This is a genomic window from Serratia sp. CY83965 (assembly GCF_052166375.1).
Taxonomy (GTDB): Bacteria; Pseudomonadota; Gammaproteobacteria; order Enterobacterales; family Enterobacteriaceae; genus Serratia; species Serratia marcescens.
The window spans coordinates 781489-801289 of sequence record NZ_JBJNOV010000001.1 but is presented as its reverse complement, the minus strand read 5'-3'; the positions used below and the strand labels follow the sequence as shown (position 1 = coordinate 801289).

Below are 19801 nucleotides of genomic sequence, written 5' to 3'. Positions count from 1 at the left end.
GGATTGCTACCGCATCCGGTTAGTGCTAAATTTGATACTGAATTTAGCATCAAGGATAACATCATGACGGTTCAACCCATTCTCGCCGACTCCGCAGTCAGCATCAGCGATTTTAAAAAATCGCCCAACGCCGCCCTTAAAGAGGCACAAGGGCAACCAGTCGCCGTCCTGACCAACGGTAAGATTTCGGGATATTACGTCTCTCCGGAAACCTGGGAGGCGATCGCGGAGTACCTGGAAGATCTCGAACTCGCTGAAATCGTTCGTTCACGGATGAACGGCAAACGCATTAAGGTCAATTTGGATGACTTATAAGCTTGAATTCGAAGAACACGCACTGAAGGAATTTAAAAAACTGTCCCCGGCGATCCGGGAACAGTTCAAAAAAAAGCTGGCATCCGTGTTGGTTAATCCCCACGTCCCCGCCAACAAACTCGCCGGTTTGCCTGATTGCTACAAAATCAAACTCAGAGCCTCAGGCTTTCGTTTGGTGTATCGCATCATGGAGACGGAGATCGTGGTTCTGGTCCTTTCTGTGGGCAAACGCGAACGTTCAGCGGCTTACACGGCTGCCAAAAAGCGCCTTTAATGCCGCACCAACAGCGTCAACACTTCGTAGTGCGCGGTATGCGGGAACATGTCGAACAGCTGCACCCGTTCGATGCGGTATCCCGGCAACATCTCGATATCTTTCGCCATGCTCTCGGCGTTGCAGCTGGAATACAGAATGTAATCCGGCGCCATCCGGCTCAAATAATCGCACAGCGCCTGGCCGATGCCGCGCCGCGGCGGATTGACCAGCACCAGCTGCGGCACCTGGCCTTCGGCGGTGGCGAAGCGGGTGGAGTCGAGCGCCTGAAAATCGACCTGCAACAACCCTAACCGCTGCGCTGACTGGCGCGCGCAGGCGATCGCTTCCGCGCTGATTTCGATGCCGGTCAACCGCGTTTGCGGCTGCGCGCAGTGCAGGCCGAAACCGCCGACGCCGCAGAACAGATCCCACATGCTGTCGATACCCAGCGCGCGCACCCAGTCGCGGGCGGTGGCATACAGTTCGGCGGCCACCTGCGGGTTGGTCTGGAAGAAGCTTTGCGGGCGGATGAACAGCGGCACCTGATTGAACTGTTCCTCCAGCGCCTGCTGTTCGGTCAGCGCGATCTCGCGCTCCCCTTCCATGATCGCCATATGCACCGGCTGAATATTGGCGGAGATCACCTTGAGCTGCGGCAGCTGCTGCTGCAGCCACGGCAGCGCGGCGCGCAGCTGCGCCAGCTTGGTTTCCGAGCGCAGCACGAAGCGCAGCATCACGCCGCCGTCGAGCGTGCTTTCGGTCAGCAGCAGGTATTTCAGCTCGCCGCGTTTGCGCGCCACGTTATACGGCGTCAGGCCGGCGCGGGCGATGAAGCTTTTCAGCACCGCAAACATCGGCGAAAAGCCGGCGGGATACAGCGGGCAATCGCTCAGGTCGACCGGCGTGCCGTCGCGGTGCAGCATGCCGAGCAGCGGGCGCTCCACGCTGCCGCTGACCACCATCTTGGCTTTATTGCGAAATGCGCTCAGTTCCCCCGCCGCCGGCTGCAGCCACTGCGCGACGTCGCGCCCGGCCAACAGCGAGTGCAGGTGATGCTGTTTGTCGGCCAGTTGCTGCGGATAGGGCTTTTCCAGCCACTGACAGGAACGGCAGGTGCCCGCCGTATACAAAGCGCAATGCATGAAGATTACCGTGAAGTTCAGGATGACGAATTAAGGGCGCAGAGTTTACCACTCCGCGCGCCTAAAATCTCACTTGCGCGCGGTGAAGAAGCGGCGGCTGGCGGCAGGAACGAACAGCAACGCCAGGATCACCGCGTCGGGGATCTTTTGCAGGATCAGAACGTGCAGGATTTGGCCGCTGGTTTCCCCCTCCACGGTGAACACCTCGGGGAAGACGCTGCCGATGGTGGCCAACAGCAGGTAAAGCACCACGATGCACTGGCAGGCCACATAGCCCCAGCGCCCCCAATTGCGGCCGCGCATCACCGCAAAGCCGCAGCTGATTTGCAGGCACAGCAGCATCAGGCCAGCCAGAAAGATAAAGGTGGAATCCCACGCCTGCGCGCTGGTGTTGACGAATTCCTGCGCGCCGTCGACGCCCAGCTCGCCCAGCAGCAGCACCACGCTGATACACTTGATCGCCACCATGGCGGTGCCCGCCACCATCACCGGCACCGGCGCATCCGAAGTCGATCCCATTCCCTGCCCGCTTTTCAGCATGTCTGACATATCCGTGTTCCGCTACGACGCGCCACCTATACAGGTGGCGCATGTAAAGTCAGGTAGTTAGTTGCAATACTTATTGATTGCAAAAATAGCAGGTTTGTTACGATTCAGCTACGGGCCGCCCGCTGCAATTCACGCGATCGTTGTTTTTCCGAGCGCGCCATAAACCACCAGGCGATCAGGCCGAGGATGCCCACCACCAGCAGGATCAGACTGGCCAGCGCATTGATTTCCGGATTCACCCCCATGCGCACGCTGGAGAACACCAGCATCGGCAACGTGGTGGCGCCCGGGCCGGAGACGAAACTGGCGATCACCAGATCGTCCAGCGACAGGGTAAACGCCAGCATCCAGCCGGAGATCAGCGCCGGCGCAATCATCGGCAAGGTGATGACGAAGAACACCTTCAGCGGCGGCGCCCCCAGATCCATTGCCGCCTCTTCAATCGAGCGATCCACCTCGCGCAGACGTGAGCTGATGACCACCGCCACATAAGCGGTACAGAAGGTGACATGCGCCAGCCAGATGGTAAACATGCCGCGCTCCGACGGCCAGCCGAAGGCATGCCCCATCGCCACGAACAACAGCAGCAGCGACAGGCCGGTGATCACGTCCGGCATCACCAGCGGCGCGGTCAGCATAAACGCGAAGCCGGTCGAACCGCGAAAGCGGCCGAATCGCACCATCACCACGGCGGCGATGGCCCCCAGTACCACCGCGGCGGTGGCGGAGGCGGCAGCGATGGTCAGGCTGAGCCCCACCGCGCTGATCATCGCCGAATCGTGGAACAGTTCGGTATACCAGCGCGTGGACCAACCGGCCCACACCGTCACCAGCTTGGAGCTGTTGAAGGAGTAGATCACCAGCATCAGCATCGGCGCATACAGGAAGGTAAAACCGATCGTCAGGATGGCGATGCGCCACGGTGAACGCACTACCGGCAAGTTGTTCATTCCTGCCCCCCTATTTCCTTGTTCTGGTGTTTGTGGAACCACAAAATTGGCACGATCAGCAACAGCAGCATGATGGTGGCGACCGCCGAGGCCACCGGCCAGTCGCGGTTATTGAAGAACTCCTGCCACAGCACGCGGCCGATCATGATGCTGTCCGGCCCACCGAGCAGTTCCGGGATCACGAACTCCCCCACCGCCGGAATGAATACCAGCATCGAACCGGCGATGATGCCGCCGCGCGTCAACGGCACGATCACGCTGAAGAAGGTTTTCAGCGGCCGCGCCCCCAGATCCAGCGACGCCTCCACCAGCGAGTAATCCAGCCGGATCAGCGCCGTGTAAATCGGCAACACCATAAACGGCAGATAGGAATAAACGATGCCGATATACACCGCCAGGTTGGTGTGCAGGATCACCAGCGGTTGGTCGATCACCCCTAGCCACATCAGAAAGTTATTCAGCGTGCCGTTGTTTTTCAGGATCCCCATCCAGGCGTAAACGCGGATCAGGAACGAAGTCCAGGAAGGCAGGATCACCAGCAACAGCAGAATGTTGCGGGTCGACGCTTTGCTGTGCGCCACCGCCCAGGCCAGCGGATAGCCGATGATCAGGCAGCACAGCGTCGAGACCGCCGCCACGCGCAGCGACTGCAGGTAGGCATCGATATACAACGGATCGTCGGTCAGCTGCAGATAGTTGGCGAAGTTGAGCGCAATGTTCAGCTTACCGTCCACCCAGCTCATCAGCTCGGTGTAAGGCGGCACCGCCAACGCCAGCTCCGCCAGGCTGATCTTGAACACGATCAGGAACGGCAGCATAAACAGCAGCGTCAGCCATAAATACGGCAATGCGATTACCAGCTTGCGGCCGTGAGCCATCAGCAGGCGATGGAACAAGGCCTTGAGGGTGGCCGGCGTTTTGGCCGGCGGTTCCGGCGTGCGTTCAGAAAGCAGGGACATACGGGTTACTCCTCACCAGCTCCACTACACCGTCAACACGACACAGCTGTCGGTTTCCCAACATAGACGCACTTCATCGCCCCAGGTGGGCATCCCCTTGCGGAAACGATGGCCGTTTTGCAGCTGGGCGCTGATGATCTGCCCGCTGTGCAGCTTCACGTGGTAGATGGACAGATCGCCCAGATAGGAAATGTGCGCCACTTCCCCCACCGCGAAGTTGCAGCCGTCTTCCGGCACTTGTTCGCACAGCAGGATCTTTTCCGGCCGCAGCGCGACCTGGATCGGCACGCCGTCCACCACCGAGGCGTCCGGATCCACCTTGATCGCATGGCGCAGCCCCGGGCTTTGCAGGATCAGCGCATCGTCGTGGCGCTCTTGCAGCACGCAGTCGAAGACGTTGACCGAACCGATAAATTCGGCGCTGAAGCGGCTATTCGGATGCTCGTAGATCTCTTCCGGCTCGCCGATCTGCACGAACTTGCCGCGGTTCATGATGGCGATGCGCCCCGCCATGGTCATCGCCTCCTCCTGATCGTGCGTCACCATCACGCAGGTCACGCCGACGCGCTCGAGAATGTCGGTCACTTCCAGCTGCATGCGATCGCGCAGCTTCTTGTCCAGCGCGCCCATCGGTTCATCCAGCAGCAACAGCTTCGGCCGCTTGGCCAGGCTGCGCGCCAGCGCCACCCGCTGCCGCTGGCCGCCGGAAAGCTGGTGCGGTTTGCGTTTGGCGAACTCCTGCATGTGCACCAGCGCCAGCATTTCCGCCACCCGTTCGGCGATCTCCGCCCGCGGCATTTTGTCCTGCTTCAGGCCGAACGCGATGTTTTGCTCCACGGTCATGTGCGGGAACAGCGCGTACGACTGAAACATCATGTTGATCGGCCGCTGGTACGGCGGCACATGCGACATATCCTGCCCGTCGAGCACGATCTGCCCTTCCGTCGGCTGTTCAAAGCCGGCCAGCATGCGCAGCAAGGTGGACTTGCCGCAGCCGGACGGGCCAAGCAGCGCAAAGATCTCGCCCTTGTAGATGGTGAGGCTGACGTCTTCGACCGCATTCTGCCCGTCGAAGGTTTTGGTGAGGTTACGGATTTCCAGCAGAGGGGTGAAGACCTTCTGCGACTTGGCTTGAGGACGAGGGATGGCGTCGTTCAATCGGGGTGCTCTCCGGCGTAAAGCGGCACAAAACCACGGCGAGCGCCGTGGCCCAAAACGGCAATGCAGGCGGGGAGCGCCCGCCTGCCGGTTTACCGACGATGGGGGTATCCCCCCCATCATCACTTCCCGCTTTTAACTTTAGTCCATGCGCGGGTAATGACACGGTCCAGCTTCGGCGACTGCACGTTGAGCGTGAACAGCTTGGCGCGCAGATCGGCCGGCGGATAGACATTCGGGTTCTCGCGCACTTCGGCGTTCACCAGCGGCGTGGAATCTTTCACCGCATTGGCGTAATAGACATAGTTGCTGATGCCCGCCATCACGTCAGGTTTCATCAGGAAGTTCAGGAACTGGTACGCGGCGTCTTTGTTCTTGGCGTCCGCCGGCATGGCGAACATGTCAAAGTAGGTCAGCGCCCCCTCTTTCGGGATCGCGTAGGCCACGTTCACGCCGTTCTTCGCCTCTTTGGCGCGGTTGGCCGCCTGCATCACGTCGCCGGACCAGCCGATCGCCACGCAGATATCACCGTTAGCCAGATCGTTGATGTACTGAGAAGAGTGGAAGTAACGAATGTTCGGCCGCAGTTTCAGCAGCAGATCGTTAGCCGCGCCGGTGTAGTCCGCCGCATTGGTGCTGTTGGGATCCTTGCCCAGGTAGTGCAGCACGGTGGCGTAAACCTCGCTCGGCGCATCGAGGAAGGAGACACCGCAGCTTTTCAGCTTCTCGAGGTTTTCCGGCTTGAGGATCAGATCCCAACTGTCGACAGGCGCGTCTTTGCCCAATGCCGCCTTCACCTTGTCGACGTTATAGCCGATGCCGGTGGTCACCATCAGGTATGGGATGCCGTATTTGTTGTCTTTGTCATTGTGTGCAACCAGCTTCAGCATCTCGGGATCGAGATTCTTGTAGTTGGGCATTTTGCTCTTGTCGAGCGGTTCGAAGATGCCGGCCTGAGACTGGCGCTCGAGGAAGTTGGATGAAGGAACCACCAGATCATAACCGGTGCTGCCCGCCATCAGTTTGCCTTCCAACACTTCGTTGGAGTCAAAGACGTCGTACACCACTTTGATGCCGGTTTCTTTCTGGAAATTAGCCAAAGTGTCCGGCGCGATATAATCGGACCAGTTATACACGTGCAGCGTTTTCTCTTCGGCTGACGCATTGACGGACGCGGCCATCAACAGGCCGGCAACCACACCCGATAACCACTTTTTACGTTGGGTGACCATCCGTAACTTCCTCCAAAACAGGGTGAATCATAGAATTGAACTTGTATCTGCAGCGATACAAAACCTTTCCTGATTGAGCGCAATCGTTGCAACCGCGAACTGAATGGCTATGCATATGATTGCATGCGCCTTTTTCACTGCCCTGCTCGCGTGGTCACAAGGGGAATCGCAAGCCCTTTGCAGAATCAGCAGCATAGCCGCTGCCATCGCAACCCGCCAGCCCCCAGGGTAAAAAACGCCTTTTATCGATTTTTTATGCAGTTTTCTCTATGTGATACGCCATTAACGGCGCAAAAGGCGAGAAAGATCGGGCGGCAAAGGCCAAAGTGCAGAATATTTTATTGCGGAGAGGCGTCACGGCAGCATGCCGCCGGAGCGACGGCATGCTTAAGGTATGGCGAGGATCAGTGCAGCATCGGTTGACGCACGGCGCCAGCGGGGATCTCTTCTTCGTCACCCATAAACAGCAGATCGTTCGCCCGCGCCTCAAGGATCACCATCGAGACCTGCTCTTCGCCCTGCTGCATGAAGTGGGTGAACTGCTCGTAGGTGATGCCGACCGCCACGCTCAGCGACTGGCAGACGATCAGCTTCGGCAGGTTGTCGTCCTGAATATCGACAAACGCCTTGATGGTCAGCGAGCTGGCGTTGATCTGGCTCAGGTCCGCCACCAGCGGGATCAGCGCGGTCGGCTTCACTTCGGCCAGCGCGGAGAACAGAATGACGTTGTCCACCAGATCTATCTTGGCGTCGAACACGCCGTCGAAGTTCTGCATGTGCGGCAGGTGCAGCGCCTGGCAGGAATCGCACTCAAAGAAAGAAATGCCCGACTGATCCAGCCAGCGCCGCAACAGCGCCAAATCGGGGACAATGAGTGAATCCATAATAACCAGCCTCACAATATTCAATACGCGAAAAGGCGCATAGCTTACGGAATATTCACCCGATACGCCACGATCAATGCGGCTTAATTCACTAATTCAGATATTGCACGGCGGGAAATGCGCTCAGCCCACTCCGTTAACCGCCGGACTTCAGGCGGAAGCCCGGCCGGCCGCGCTGCTCAATGTATTCGATCATCATGCCGGCGATGTCCAGCCCGGTGGTGGTTTCCACCCCTTCCAGCCCCGGCGACGCGTTGACCTCCATCACCAGCGGGCCGCGCTCGGCGCGCAGGATATCCACCCCGGCGACGTCCAGCCCCAGCGTGCTCGCCGCTTTCACCGCGATCGCCCGCTCCCTGGCGGTGATGGTCACTTTGCGGGCGGTGCCGCCACGGTGCAGGTTGGAACGAAACTCGCCGGGCTTGGCCTGCCGCTCGATGGCGGCCACCACCCGGCCGCCCACCACCAGGCAGCGCACGTCGCGGCCCTGCGCTTCGCGCACGTACTCCTGCACCAGAATATGGGCGTTCAGGCCGCGAAAGGCGTCGATCACGCTTTCCGCCGCCTGGCGAGTTTCCGCCAGTACCACCCCGATGCCCTGCGTGCCTTCCACCAGCTTGACCACCAGCGGCGCGCCGCCGACCAGTTCGATCAGATCGCCAGTGTCGTCCGGTGAATGGGCGAAACCGGTGATCGGCAGATCGATACCCTGCCGGGCCAGCAGTTGCAGCGAACGCAGCTTGTCGCGGGCGCGGGTAATGGCCACGGATTCGTTTAGCGGGTAGCTGCCGAGCAGCTCGAACTGGCGTAGCACCGCCGTGCCGTAAAAGGTGATGGCGGAGCCGATGCGCGGGATCACCGCATCGTAACGTTCCAACTGACGGCCGCGATAATGAATGGTCGGCGCCGCCGGATTGATGTTCATATAGCAGGAGAGCGGATCGATGATATCGATGCTGTGCCCGCGATCTTCCGCCGCTTCACGCAGCCGCTTACATGAATAGAGCGATCCGTCGCGAGAAAGAATGGCAATTTTCACTCGTCACCCCAAAAGCCAACGCCTGCCCGGCAGGCGGGTTAGCGGCCGCGGCGCTCAGGCGCGCGGATCGCGATCCTGATTATCTTTCGATGCGTCTGCATCTTGCGGTTTGCGGCGATCGTTTTCCGGCGGCAACCCGCCGCGCATCAGCGGCCCGAAGCCCTGCACCACGCGCCATACCAGAAACGCCGCCGCCGGCACCATCAGCGCCACGCCGAGGAAAATCATGCCGACCGCCGCCTGCTGCGACGCCAGCCAACCCGGCAGTTGCAGGTGGCCGTGAATGCTGAGGTAGGCCAGCACCAGCATCACGATGCCCACCCCTTCCAACACCAGCACCGGGCGCGGTAAGTCACCGAATGAACGCATATTTTTCCTCTCCAGAAGGTCTGCCCCCAGTGTAGTGAATTCCCGTCGACGGCGACAGCCCCGGCTGACTAATTGGTTACATGAATCAGATTAACAGGTAATTCCTGCTTTTTTTTCACCGCCTCAACGGGCATAGTAGGCGCCATCTGACGCAGGTAATGACTTTTTCGGTGACGGGATGTCGTTGCAATCGCGAATAATTTATCGAAAATCCAATTAAGGAGCGTTGCATGTTTGCAGTAATCTTCGGGCGTCCTGGCTGTCCTTATTGTGTCCGCGCTAAAGAACTGGCGGAAAAACTGACTGAAGAACGCGACGATTTCAACTTCCGTTACGTTGACATCCACGCGGAAGGCATCACCAAGGCCGATCTGGAAAAAACCGTCGGTAAACCGGTTGAAACCGTGCCGCAGATCTTCCTGGACGAGAAGCACATCGGCGGTTGCACCGATTTCGAAGCTTACGCTAAAGAACACCTGAACCTGTTCCAGTAAGTTTTTGAACGACAAAAAAGGCGCTTAACGCGCCTTTTTTTATTGCCGCTGCCGCCGGTGCAGCTGCTGCAGCGTGTGCAACAGACCGAGGGCGAACAGCATCAGCATCGCGCCGAACACGCACCAAAACACCGCGCTGGTGGCGTAAGCCAATTCCTGCCAAAACGAATAGGACGGCGTCAGCCAGAAGTGGCGGATCAGCAGGCACAGCGGCAATGCATACAGCGCGCCAAGCAACGGGCAAAGCAGCCGCTTGCGGCTCGACAAATAGCTGGCGATTGCGCCGGGGATCACAAACAGCAGCAGGCCGGTTTCACCGTGGTGCTCATGATCCGTGCTGCCGAACAGGCCGGTTTGCTGGCCGAGAAACACCAGGCTGAACAACAGAAAACAGCTGAGAATGCCCAGCCAATATCGATAACTCGTCATGCGAATTCTCCCCCGCCCAATTACCGCATCAATAGAAATCGGCCCGGTCACCCGTGCGGTGACGCTGAACCGAATTTTTTCCTTGGTCAAAAGAGAGTTAAATGCGCCCGGCGGCGCAGGAAATCAGCTTTCTGTGCTGGCTGTCATCGGTCATAGCGTCTAGAATGAACGCCGCCGAACGATGGTTCGCTTCGCTTTCTGCTGGTGGTGATTTATGACGTCGTTTTAAGGCTGAATTTATCTCTTATAGTTATCTATATCAAGCACTTACTGGTAAACAATAAGTTATCCTCCGTGAACATAAACGTCGCTAGTTTGTTAAACGGTAACTACATTCTGTTACTGTTCGTGGTACTCGCGCTGGGGCTGTGCCTCGGTAAACTCCGTCTGGGCTCCGTCCAACTCGGTAATTCCATTGGCGTTTTAGTGGTTTCTCTGCTGCTCGGCCAGCAACACTTCGCCATTAACACCGAGGCGCTGAATCTTGGCTTCATGCTGTTTATTTTCTGCGTCGGGGTGGAAGCCGGGCCTAACTTTTTCTCGATTTTCTTCCGCGACGGCAAGAATTACCTGATGCTGGCGCTGGTGATGGTCGGTTCGGCAATGGTGATCGCCATCGGCCTCGGCAAGCTGTTCCACTGGGACATCGGCCTGACCGCCGGCATGCTGGCCGGCTCGATGACCTCGACGCCGGTGCTGGTGGGCGCCGGCGATACGCTGCGCAACACCATCGTCAACGGCCCGGCGCTGCTGGCGGCGCAGGATCATCTGAGCCTCGGCTACGCCCTCACCTACCTGATCGGCTTGGTCAGCCTGATTTTCGGCGCGCGCTACCTGCCGAAGCTGCAGCACCAGGATCTGTCCACCTCCGCCCAGCAGATCGCCCGCGAACGCGGCCTGGACACCGACAGCCAGCGCAAGGTCTACCTGCCGGTGATCCGCGCCTATCGCGTCGGCCCCGAGCTGGTGGCCTGGGCCGACGGCAAGAACCTGCGCGAGCTGGGCATCTATCGCCAGACCGGCTGCTACATTGAACGCATCCGCCGCAACGGCATTCTGGCCAACCCGGACGGTGACGCGGTGCTGCAGGTGGGCGACGAGATCTCGCTGGTCGGTTATCCGGACGCCCACGCGCGGCTGGATCCGAGCTTCCGCAACGGTAAGGAAGTGTTCGACCGCGATCTGCTCGACATGCGCATCGTGACCGAAGAGATCGTGGTGAAGAACAGCAACGCGGTGAACAAACGCCTGAGCCAGCTGAAGCTGACCGACCACGGTTGCTTCCTCAACCGCGTGATCCGCAGCCAGATCGAAATGCCAATCGACGACAGCATCGTGCTCAACAAGGGCGACGTGCTGCAGGTGAGCGGCGACGCGCGCCGGGTGAAAAGCGTGGCGGAGAAGATTGGCTTTATCTCGATCCACAGCCAGGTGACCGATCTGCTGGCGTTCTGCGCCTTCTTCATCATCGGCCTGCTGATCGGCCAGATCACCATTCAGTTCAGCAACTTCTCGTTCGGCATCGGCAACGCCGCCGGCCTGTTGATGTCCGGCATCATGCTCGGCTTCCTGCGCGCCAACCACCCGACCTTCGGTTATATTCCGCAGGGCGCGCTGAACATGGTGAAAGAATTCGGCCTGATGGTGTTTATGGCGGGCGTGGGCCTGAGCGCCGGCGCCGGCATCGGCCACAGCCTGGGCGCGGTCGGCGGCCAGATGCTGATCGCCGGGCTTATCGTCAGCCTGGTGCCGGTGATTATCTGCTTCCTGTTCGGCGCCTACGTGCTGCGCATGAACCGCGCCCTGCTGTTCGGCGCCATCATGGGCGCCCGCACCTGCGCGCCGGCGATGGAGATCATCAGCGACACCGCGCGCAGCAACATCCCGGCGCTGGGCTACGCCGGCACCTACGCCATCGCTAACGTGCTGTTAACGCTGGCGGGTTCTCTCATCGTGGTGCTATGGCCGGGCATACTCGGCTGATCGATTAGCGGGAGAGATGGATCGGCGATAAAAATATTTTGATTTTTTTGTCGCCGGCCAGAACTTTCGTTGGGGGCCGCAGTCTGAATTAGTGCCACTGCTTTTCTTTGATGTCCCCATTTTGTGGAGCCCGATAATCCCGCCTTTTAGGTTCAAGATTATCGGGTTTTTTGTTGCCTGAAGCAGCCCGCAACACCCGCTGTCGCGGCCTCGTCGTCAGGCATAAAGCATCCTATCTCTGAGCGTCGCTTACGCCAGCATCCCTATCAATGTGCAGGTTTCAACATAGAAACGCTACTTGTGGATTCGCCGCTTTTCAAAGAGATGGCGTCACAAACGGGACTTAACAACAGCACTCTCGTCGCCGTCGGCTGGGTGCTCTTTGGTGGCTCATTCCTTCATCTTCCTGTATATCATAACGTCATGTTACCGCACTGGAAGAAGACCAGCATTGTCCCCCATGATAGTCGAGACTATCTAATTCACCTGTTTTATTTTTTCTTTAATTTTAATTAGCTTTTTTATATACGCATTGCTCTTATCCCCTTGAGCTATTTCCGCAGAAATCAGCGAGAGGAAGCTGTCATTAAAATCATCTTTGGCTAATGGGTTAGCCCCATGAGCCAAAAGAACCTCAATGTGTTCTGGGCAACTGTTATACAGCGCATTAATTAATGGCGTTCTGTTCATAGCCCCTTTGATATTAACATCAACTTTATAGTCAATAAGTACCTTCAATGTCTCGGTATTCTTCGCTTCAAAACTTTCAAATATAATAGGTTGATTATGAACCTTATCCCTAGCATTTGGAGAGAGTCCGCCCTCTAACATAGCCTGTATCCAGATGCCTTTATCCGCTTTCATAACAAATTCAGCGGGACTACCCGGCGTGTTAGGTTGAGGCTGTAAAGGGTCTGCACCGGCTTTTACCAAGTCAGTGATAATTTTCAGCCTTTCAGGTGTGGTTTTATCATAGATGGCATTGTTTATTGCCCAGAACAATAAGGTCATTTTTTCCTTAGCTGGACGATTTAAGATCTCTTTGTTTACTGATGACAACAGTTTATCCAACTGCGATCTATCACCATCATAAATGGCTTTGGCAATGTCCAATTGCTGACCGTCAAAATAATCCTGTGGTTGTAAATCCATACCTTGTTTGCACCCCTGCATGATGAGCATAGACACTAGCATCGTGATAATGAGTATGATTTTTTTCATATTCGTCCCTTGATTGTGGCAATGTCATCGTCTTTTTCATTTTCAATGCATTGTATCGCCTGGTCTATACCGTGCTTATCCAGTAGTGAACCTGTTCCACCGAGAAGCGTGTGCTTTACTCCCACGGCGTCAGGCGCCAACATGGACAGCCGCTCTTTCGCCATCACCGCCGGGGGATAAAATTTAAGGTCTTTGGCATCCTCCCACAAATCAACCTCCTGCAGCTTGGTCAACAGCTCCCCTTTTACGCGATATGCCTGAATATTATCGGCTCTGCCTATTATCGAGCCACTGTATTTTTCGACGGTTCCCGCGTTCAGGCCTGCTGCATTAAACGTCCAAGCCGGTTTGCCACTGGCCATGGAGGCCGCAGATGCCATGCCCCCACCCAGCGAATGGCCAGATATCCCAACATCGCCTTTAATTGCTTTACCTATATTAACCGCTCTTTTGTAGTATTCAGAATTAAGCCCTATTCCCTGAGCACCATTATTTGTCCAATCGCTCAGGTTTTTAATCCCTGACAAATCGCCGTTCAATAACGCTTTCTGAGCAGCCTTGCTTATTCCCTCCGGGAACTCGGGCGCACGCGATCCGCGGAACACCACCGTCGGACTCATCGCTTTACCAAAGACACTCTCGTCTGGCTGATAAACTCGGGCTAAAAAATCAGGATTCATTGGTTTGTCATAAAGCATTTTACTATCCAGACCAAGCCTATTTAAAGCTCGCTCGTCATTACTGATATCTTTCCAGCCCTCTGGTACTCCAGGTAGTTCGCCAAGTGAATCGGTGGTCTTGTAAACATTCTCAGCCAACTTCGCCTTTTCGACCGCGACGTTGTTCTCCGCCAGGCGCTGTGCCGCCATGCGCGCATCTGGGTAAATGCTGCGGTTGCCTCGCCCTATCAGGTACTGGCGTTCTTGCCAGCGTTCTGCCTTGGTCAGTGGACGGATGGCCTGCACCGTGGCGGCAACGGTTGCCACTGCGGTCGCGATGGCTTGTTGCAGAGGGGGATTCCGGGTCGTATTCTGCCTCGCCGGCAGCACCGTCGGTTTTGCCCGGTGGCCATAGCGGCTGACCATTTCTTCATAGCGGGCGATCACGCGCCCGGTAGGATAAAAGGCGGGAAGAGAGCTGCCTGGGTAGCGCTGTAATCGGCCTTCCGCGTCGATGTAAAAGGCATATTTCGTCGGCGTCCAGGTGCCCATTCCCTGTTCAATCGCCAGCAAGCCGCCCCGGTTGATCTCATCGAGTACGCTGCGCTTCATAGCCACGTCCTCACGATAACCGGTGACGCCAATCCCGGATTGAGTATTGCGGGTGATCGGATACCGGCTGCTTATCGATATGCCGGCTGCGCCGCCGAACAAATAATGCCGTTCCAGCTCATGCCGCGCTGCTGTCGGGTTGAGTATCCTGGAAAAGCTTTCCGGCGCCGTGTGTTCAGAGGAGAAATGAATCAGTTTCATACGGTGCCTGCCCACTCGCAGGGTTCCGTGGTCGGCACAGGCGCACCATCATCAAGCAACTCGCCAGGTGTGCGGCTGTTACGGGGCTCGTCGAGCGTTAGCGAACGATAACGCATTGGATATCCTTATCTTCTGTGTCATTCCATTAATAGGGCATGCGCAAAATTATCACACTTCAGTAAAGATTTCTTTGCTCTATTTCTATGCGCACGCATCCTCTTCCATCCATGCAGCTGCGAGCTTCCTGTGCACTTGTGAAGAGGTATTGACTTGCGTATTTCGTTGCCATGTCGCGCCTAAAAGCCACGTCCGAAAGCAATCAGTCGAGTGTCAAAGATGCGGGAATGATAAGGAGACAGGAAGGAGAAAGGCTCCGCCAACCGGGAATGGCCAGCGGAGCGGCGTCAGGCGGCGGTTATTTCTGCTCAGCCTGGCTTACGGTATCTTCGGCTTTCCAGATGCGGTATTTCACTTCCGCGTCTTTCGGCGCATACACCACGATCGGCAGGCGGCTGTTGTAACGCTGCATCGCGGCGTCGCCCAGGTTGGCGGCGATGAATTGCTTGGTCTTGGTGTTGTCCGGGCAGGCCATCATGGTCGAGGCCGGTTCAGACAGCTTCTCCAGCACCAGGTAGTCGTAACCCCAGCCGGACAGGGTTTTGGTCTCCAGCGTGCCGCCGATCATATGGCGGTTGCAGTCCACTTCCAGCGTCTTGCCGATCAGCAGCTCTACCTTGTAGTTCTCTTCGTGTTCTTGCTTCGGCAGGTAGATCACCTGGCGATTCATGCCCTTCTCGGCTTTCGGGTAAGGCGCGACTTTTTCCAGCGGCTGTTTGCTCATGTCTGCGTCATCGCCAGAGGTCGCCGCCATAGCGCCGGCGGAAACGGCCATCAGCAGGCCGGAAAATACAACGGATGCCTTGTTCATGTTTTATCCCTACACTTTTTGTCAAATAATCCGCTTATAAACTAATACACTACCGCCACGCTCGCCACAAGTTTAATCTTCTTTACAATAGGAGATAAATAGTGACAATCGCCTAATACCACCCATTAACCGGAGCAATACCCCAAAAAACCGCCGGTTAATACGAGAAAAACACGCACTGACCGGCGCCCAAGCGGGTGCATCAGATAGGGTTCTCTTGCCGCAGGACTAAGGTTTTCTTAAGACAGAATTATTACAGTGGCGCTATTCAATCCTGTCACCGAGCCTGCGCGTGAATCCAGAATCGTCATTAAATCAATCCTCAACGGCACAGCAAATTAAGACAACCGCCCTTTACTCCCTGCCGACATCCTTTTACCGTTGGCAAGTTTTTGGCCTGCTGATCAGCGGTTTGGTATTCCTGTGGCTCTCCCGCAACGAACAGCTGGACTGGGCGATCAGCAATTATTGGTACGATGCCGCCAGCGGGCATTTCCCGTGGCAAAACAATTATTGGCTGGATCTGATCAATCACCGTCTGTTGAAGCAGATAGTGATCGTGGGAGCGGTGCTCACGCTGTTTTGGGGCATCTATCGCCGCAGCGCGCGCCTGATTGTCAGCATGCTGCTTCTCGGCATCGGCCCGCTGGTGGTGGGCATTCTCAAGGCCACCAGCGCGCACTCCTGTCCGTGGGATCTGATCGAGTACGGCGGCAAGGCGATGTCCTTCCCTTTATTCGGCGCGGTACCGGCGCTGCCGGGCCCCGGTCGCTGTTTCCCCGGCGGGCACGCCTCGAGCGGTTTCGCGGTCATGGCGTTGTTTTTCCTGTTTTATCCGCAGCGCCCGCGCCTGGCCTGGTGCTGCTGGTGTGGCGGCATTGCGCTCGGCATGTTGATGGGCTTTGGTCAGATCATGCGCGGCGCACATTTTCTTACCCATAACCTGTGGGCGGGTTGGTGGGTTTGGTTAAGCCAGTTGGCTATTTATTGGATGATTAGCGGCTATTGGCGCCGCAAGATGAGGTAACGGTTATGGAGCAGTTAAACCATGTTCTTTTCGCCTGGATCAATGCGACCCCGGCATCTCCCGAATGGATGATCGATTTCGCCACCTTTTTGGCGCGCGATCTTATCATTATCGTGCCGCTACTGATCGTCGGCCTGTGGCTGTGGGGGCCGCGAAGCCAGCTGGTTTCACAGCGCGAAGTGGTGGCGAAAACCACGATCGCGCTGCTGTTCGCCATGCTTGCCGCCTCCGCTATCGGCGCGCTGCTGCCGCATGAGCGTCCGTTCGTCGCCGGCGTGGGTTATACCTTCCTGGCGCACGCGCCGGACAGCTCGTTCCCCAGCGATCACGGCACCGCCATCTTTACCTTTGCACTGGCGTTCCTGTTCTGGCACCGGGTCTGGTCCGGCGCGCTGCTGATGATTGTCGCCGTCGGCATCGCCTGGTCACGCGTTTACCTCGGCGTGCACTGGCCGCTGGATATGGTCGGCGGTTTCCTGCTCGGCCTGGTCGGCTGCCTGTTCGCTCAGCTGGTATGGAATCTGTTCGGTGATGTCCTCGCCGACAAGCTGTCGCGTCTGTATCGCTTCCTGTTTGCCTTCGCCATTCGCCGCGGCTGGGTGAAAGAATAACCGCATAACATGACAGGGGCGTTACCGCCCCTGCTTTCACACCACGCCGGTGGTCACGCAAAACGCCCGCGTTTTTCCCGCTCCCAGCATCACCCCCTCACCCTCTGGCGCATTCGGGCGGCAGTTTGCCGGCTGGATAAAAGCAAGCAGCCGCCTGTGGCCCTGGACAGCGATGCGCCGCAGGCCATAGTTGAATTGCCCGGTGGCAAAACGCGTCACATAGCGCCGGCCTTGCGGCGCCAGCATAAAGAACTCGGCCTGATCCACGTAGCGCGTCAGATCGTCGGAGCACAGCAGTTCCTGCCCGATCGTATCCCCTGACAAAGCCGGCGTCGGCAGGTTCTGGCGGAATACCGCGTCGGGAATGCAATCATAGTTGAGGCGGCAAACATAGCGCAGCGGCTGCGGCCGCTCGCCCAGGTTGGTAATCTTCATCTCTATGGCGAACTGCGCGCTCTGGGCCGCCAGACGCAGCGCCGGGCCGACGCGCCAACGCTCGCCCAACCGCTCGCCTTCACCGTGCAACGTCAGCTCATCGCCCGCCAGCTGCAGCCACACGCGTTGCATCTGGATCGGCGCGCCGTCGTGACCCGGCCAGGCGGGACAGAACGCGGCGTCGTCAGCACGCTTTCTTCCGGCGCCCCGCGCGCTGCGGCGGCCCGATTTCAGCGAATGACCGTCAAACTCAGCGTCCCAGATCGCGAGGCCCTGATACGGTAAAACCCTCAGCGCGCCACGGCAATTCGCCAGCGTCAGCATCAGCCCGCGTTCTGCGCAGCGATGCGCGCTCACCGCGAAATCCGCGTTGCGGAACAGTTCCTGCCGATGCGTCCCGAAAGCTTCAGGAGCCAGATCGATGTTGATCTCCATCTTTTTTCCCCTCGACGTTTCGCCCGTGCAGGCCGCGAGCAGCCACTGAAAATGTTATTAAAATAACAAATAATCCTCCCCTAAGTTATACAGATAACAGTGAAGTAACTATGATCTCGTCGACATTTTTCAAATCCCGCTAGGTTTATCGATGTTGAAATGTTATTATTTTCACATTACCTATCCATGCTATTTTCTCAACTTCACTAAGGAACCGCGATGACCACCGAAAGCATCGATTACGCCAGCTATGTTGACCACACCCTGCTGGCCATGGACGCCACCGAAATGCAGATCGCCAAACTGTGCGAAGAAGCGCAGCAGCACAACTTCTATGCGGTATGTGTCAACTCCGGCTATGTGCCGCTGGCGGCCCAGCTGCTGCAGGAAAGCACCGTGAAAGTCTGCTCGGTGATCGGTTTCCCGCTGGGCGCCGGCCTGACCGTCGCCAAAGCCTTTGAAGCCAAAGCGGCGATCGCCGCCGGCGCGCAAGAGATCGACATGGTGATCAACGTCGGCTGGTTGAAAAGCGGCCTGCTGGACGAAGTGAAAGCCGACATCGCCGCCGTGCGCGAGGTTTGCGCGGCGATCCCGTTGAAGGTAATATTGGAAACCTGCCTGCTCAGCGATGCGCAGATCGTCCAGGTTTGTGAAATGTGTCGCGAACTCGATGTCGCCTTCGTGAAAACCTCCACCGGCTTCAGCACCGGCGGCGCTCGGGAAGAGCACGTCAAACTGATGCGCGAGACCGTGGGCAGCGAAATGGGCGTGAAAGCTTCCGGCGCCGTGCGCGATCGCGCCACCGCCGAGAAGATGATTAAAGCCGGCGCCACGCGTATCGGCACCAGCTCCGGCGTCGCCATCGTCTCCGGTGCCCAGCCGGCGGCGGGCAGTTACTGATCGTCGGCTTGCCCTGACGGGCATGGCCATACACTCCGATGCGGGACAATACGGGCGGTTGATGCGGCCCGATATTGCCCCGCATCGTTGTGTTTAGCGTCGGAAATGCCGGCTCGCCTTTTATCTCTATTACCTGTGGGAAGACGGATCTATGGAAACGCGGCGCGAAGAACGTATCAACCGGTTAGTTCAGGCGTTAAAACGCGCTGACAAGATCCACCTGAAAGAAGCCGCCGCGCTGCTGGGGGTCTCGGAGATGACCATTCGCCGCGATCTGAGCGCCGAACCGGCGGCCGTGGTGTTGCTCGGCGGCTACGTGGTGACCGATCCGCGCAGCAACGGCGTGACCAACTACTTCGTTTCCGATCAAAAAGCCAAACAGGTCACGGAGAAACGGCGCATCGGACTGCTGGCAGCGCCGCTGATCAATGAAAACGACACGGTGTTTTTTGACTGCGGCACCACCACCCCGGCGATCATCGACGCCATCGCCGACGAGCTGGCTTTCACCGCCGTGTGTCATTCGCTGAACACCTTCCTGGCGCTGCAGGACAAACCGAACTGCAAGGTGGTTCTGTGCGGCGGCGAGTTCAAGCCGAACAACTACATCTTTTCCAGCGTCGGCGGCCGCAACGAGCTCGATCACATCTGCCCGAACATCGCCTTTATCTCCGCCGCCGGCCTCAGCCTGCAGCACGGCGCCACCTGCTTCAACTTCGACGAGCTGGAGATGAAGCATCGCGCCATGGCGATGGCGCAGCAAAAGATCCTGGTGGCAGACCACAGCAAGTTCGGCAAAACCAAGCCGGCCTGCATCGGCCCGCTGACGCAGTTCGATCGGGTGATCACCGATCGCCAGCCGGGCGCCGACTTCCTGGCGTTCTTCAACGACAACGCCATCGCTATCCGCTATTAATCCGCCTTCAGCGCCGTCATAACCGACGGCGCACCGCGTCGATATCCCTCTTTCCCCGCCGAAAAATGAACAAATAATGCGCAATAAATTCACGTTT

Annotated in this window: 22 protein-coding genes; 8 read left to right on the top strand and 14 right to left on the bottom strand. The window is 57.7% G+C overall.

The features are described from left to right. Positions 1-63 precede the first annotated feature (63 nt). Positions 64-315, top strand: coding sequence for a type II toxin-antitoxin system Phd/YefM family antitoxin (locus ACJ8PL_RS03985; RefSeq protein ID WP_016928356.1), 252 nt, complete (start codon positions 64-66; stop codon positions 313-315). Continuing rightward, a complete protein-coding gene (locus ACJ8PL_RS03980) occupies positions 305-589 on the top strand; it encodes a type II toxin-antitoxin system RelE family toxin (RefSeq protein WP_016928357.1) in 285 nt (94 codons plus the stop codon). The genes ACJ8PL_RS03985 and ACJ8PL_RS03980 overlap by 11 nt, the downstream gene beginning before the upstream one ends. Here ACJ8PL_RS03980 and rlmC read toward each other — a convergent pair. From rlmC to ACJ8PL_RS03935, 9 genes are all read right to left on the bottom strand, one after another. Next, positions 586-1713 (bottom strand): 23S rRNA (uracil(747)-C(5))-methyltransferase RlmC, encoded by a 1128-nt coding sequence (gene rlmC, locus ACJ8PL_RS03975; protein WP_261419759.1) that lies wholly within the window; start codon positions 1711-1713, stop codon positions 586-588. The genes ACJ8PL_RS03980 and rlmC overlap by 4 nt on opposite strands. A 69-nt stretch (positions 1714-1782) precedes the next feature. Then, a complete protein-coding gene (locus ACJ8PL_RS03970) occupies positions 1783-2262 on the bottom strand; it encodes a YbjO family protein (protein WP_028127974.1) in 480 nt (159 codons plus the stop codon). A 104-nt stretch (positions 2263-2366) separates the two neighbouring features. Then, positions 2367-3212 (bottom strand): putrescine ABC transporter permease PotI, encoded by an 846-nt coding sequence (potI, locus tag ACJ8PL_RS03965; protein ID WP_016928360.1) that lies wholly within the window; start codon positions 3210-3212, stop codon positions 2367-2369. Continuing rightward, positions 3209-4171, bottom strand: a complete 963-nt coding sequence (potH, locus tag ACJ8PL_RS03960; RefSeq protein WP_016928361.1) for a putrescine ABC transporter permease PotH — start codon at positions 4169-4171, stop codon at positions 3209-3211. The genes potI and potH overlap by 4 nt, the downstream gene beginning before the upstream one ends. Positions 4172-4195: 24 nt before the next feature. Further along, complete coding sequence (gene potG, locus ACJ8PL_RS03955; protein ID WP_033640832.1) at positions 4196-5329, bottom strand: putrescine ABC transporter ATP-binding subunit PotG; 1134 nt, start codon at positions 5327-5329, stop codon at positions 4196-4198. Between the two features lie 122 nt (positions 5330-5451). Next, a complete protein-coding gene (gene potF / locus ACJ8PL_RS03950; protein ID WP_015377292.1) occupies positions 5452-6561 on the bottom strand; it encodes a spermidine/putrescine ABC transporter substrate-binding protein PotF in 1110 nt (369 codons plus the stop codon). 404 nt (positions 6562-6965) lie between these two features. After that, positions 6966-7445 carry a YbjN domain-containing protein gene (locus ACJ8PL_RS03945; RefSeq protein ID WP_004938666.1) on the bottom strand — a complete coding sequence of 160 codons (480 nt, stop codon included), beginning with the start codon at positions 7443-7445 and terminating at the stop codon, positions 6966-6968. 136 nt (positions 7446-7581) lie between these two features. After that, entirely contained in the window at positions 7582-8484 is a 903-nt protein-coding gene (gene rimK / locus ACJ8PL_RS03940; protein ID WP_016928363.1) for a 30S ribosomal protein S6--L-glutamate ligase, read from the bottom strand. Positions 8485-8538: 54 nt separating this feature from the next. Beyond that, on the bottom strand, positions 8539-8853 hold the full coding sequence (locus tag ACJ8PL_RS03935) for a YbjC family protein (protein ID WP_016928364.1): 315 nt from the start codon (positions 8851-8853) through the stop codon (positions 8539-8541). A 230-nt stretch (positions 8854-9083) separates the two neighbouring features. Here ACJ8PL_RS03935 and ACJ8PL_RS03930 point away from each other — a divergent pair, with 230 nt between their 5' ends. Then, on the top strand, positions 9084-9347 hold the full coding sequence (locus ACJ8PL_RS03930) for a GrxA family glutaredoxin (protein ID WP_004938676.1): 264 nt from the start codon (positions 9084-9086) through the stop codon (positions 9345-9347). A 39-nt stretch (positions 9348-9386) separates the two neighbouring features. Here the strand turns inward: ACJ8PL_RS03930 and ACJ8PL_RS03925 are convergent, their stop codons facing one another. After that, positions 9387-9776 carry an inner membrane protein YbjM gene (locus tag ACJ8PL_RS03925; RefSeq protein ID WP_004938679.1) on the bottom strand — a complete coding sequence of 130 codons (390 nt, stop codon included), beginning with the start codon at positions 9774-9776 and terminating at the stop codon, positions 9387-9389. 294 nt (positions 9777-10070) lie between these two features. On the opposite strand from ACJ8PL_RS03925, the gene ACJ8PL_RS03920 reads away from it, so the two are divergent. Continuing rightward, positions 10071-11759, top strand: coding sequence for an aspartate:alanine antiporter (locus ACJ8PL_RS03920; RefSeq protein ID WP_004938680.1), 1689 nt, complete (start codon positions 10071-10073; stop codon positions 11757-11759). Between the two features lie 477 nt (positions 11760-12236). Here ACJ8PL_RS03920 and ACJ8PL_RS03915 read toward each other — a convergent pair whose 3' ends face one another. The 3 genes from ACJ8PL_RS03915 to eco form a co-directional block, all read right to left on the bottom strand. Continuing rightward, positions 12237-12980 carry an ankyrin repeat domain-containing protein gene (locus ACJ8PL_RS03915; protein ID WP_097102455.1) on the bottom strand — a complete coding sequence of 248 codons (744 nt, stop codon included), beginning with the start codon at positions 12978-12980 and terminating at the stop codon, positions 12237-12239. Further along, a complete protein-coding gene (locus tag ACJ8PL_RS03910; protein ID WP_097102457.1) occupies positions 12977-14452 on the bottom strand; it encodes a phospholipase in 1476 nt (491 codons plus the stop codon). Before ACJ8PL_RS03910 ends, ACJ8PL_RS03915 begins: the two co-directional genes overlap by 4 nt. A gap of 415 nt (positions 14453-14867) precedes the next feature. Then, positions 14868-15380 carry a serine protease inhibitor ecotin gene (gene eco, locus ACJ8PL_RS03905; RefSeq protein WP_048796780.1) on the bottom strand — a complete coding sequence of 171 codons (513 nt, stop codon included), beginning with the start codon at positions 15378-15380 and terminating at the stop codon, positions 14868-14870. 292 nt (positions 15381-15672) lie between these two features. On the opposite strand from eco, the gene ACJ8PL_RS03900 reads away from it, so the two are divergent. Next, complete coding sequence (locus ACJ8PL_RS03900) at positions 15673-16407, top strand: phosphatase PAP2 family protein (RefSeq protein WP_033634209.1); 735 nt, start codon at positions 15673-15675, stop codon at positions 16405-16407. A gap of 5 nt (positions 16408-16412) precedes the next feature. Continuing rightward, a complete protein-coding gene (gene ybjG / locus ACJ8PL_RS03895; RefSeq protein ID WP_028127970.1) occupies positions 16413-17018 on the top strand; it encodes an undecaprenyl-diphosphate phosphatase in 606 nt (201 codons plus the stop codon). Between the two features lie 36 nt (positions 17019-17054). On the opposite strand, the gene ACJ8PL_RS03890 is transcribed toward ybjG, so the two are convergent. Next, complete coding sequence (locus ACJ8PL_RS03890) at positions 17055-17888, bottom strand: hypothetical protein (RefSeq protein WP_442530829.1); 834 nt, start codon at positions 17886-17888, stop codon at positions 17055-17057. 219 nt (positions 17889-18107) lie between these two features. Between ACJ8PL_RS03890 and deoC the strand changes: the two genes are divergently transcribed. Both deoC and deoR read left to right on the top strand, forming a co-directional pair. Further along, positions 18108-18788, top strand: coding sequence for a deoxyribose-phosphate aldolase (deoC, locus tag ACJ8PL_RS03885; protein WP_016928371.1), 681 nt, complete (start codon positions 18108-18110; stop codon positions 18786-18788). A gap of 151 nt (positions 18789-18939) precedes the next feature. Then, entirely contained in the window at positions 18940-19704 is a 765-nt protein-coding gene (gene deoR / locus ACJ8PL_RS03880; protein ID WP_016928372.1) for a DNA-binding transcriptional repressor DeoR, read from the top strand. Positions 19705-19801: the final 97 nt, after the last annotated feature.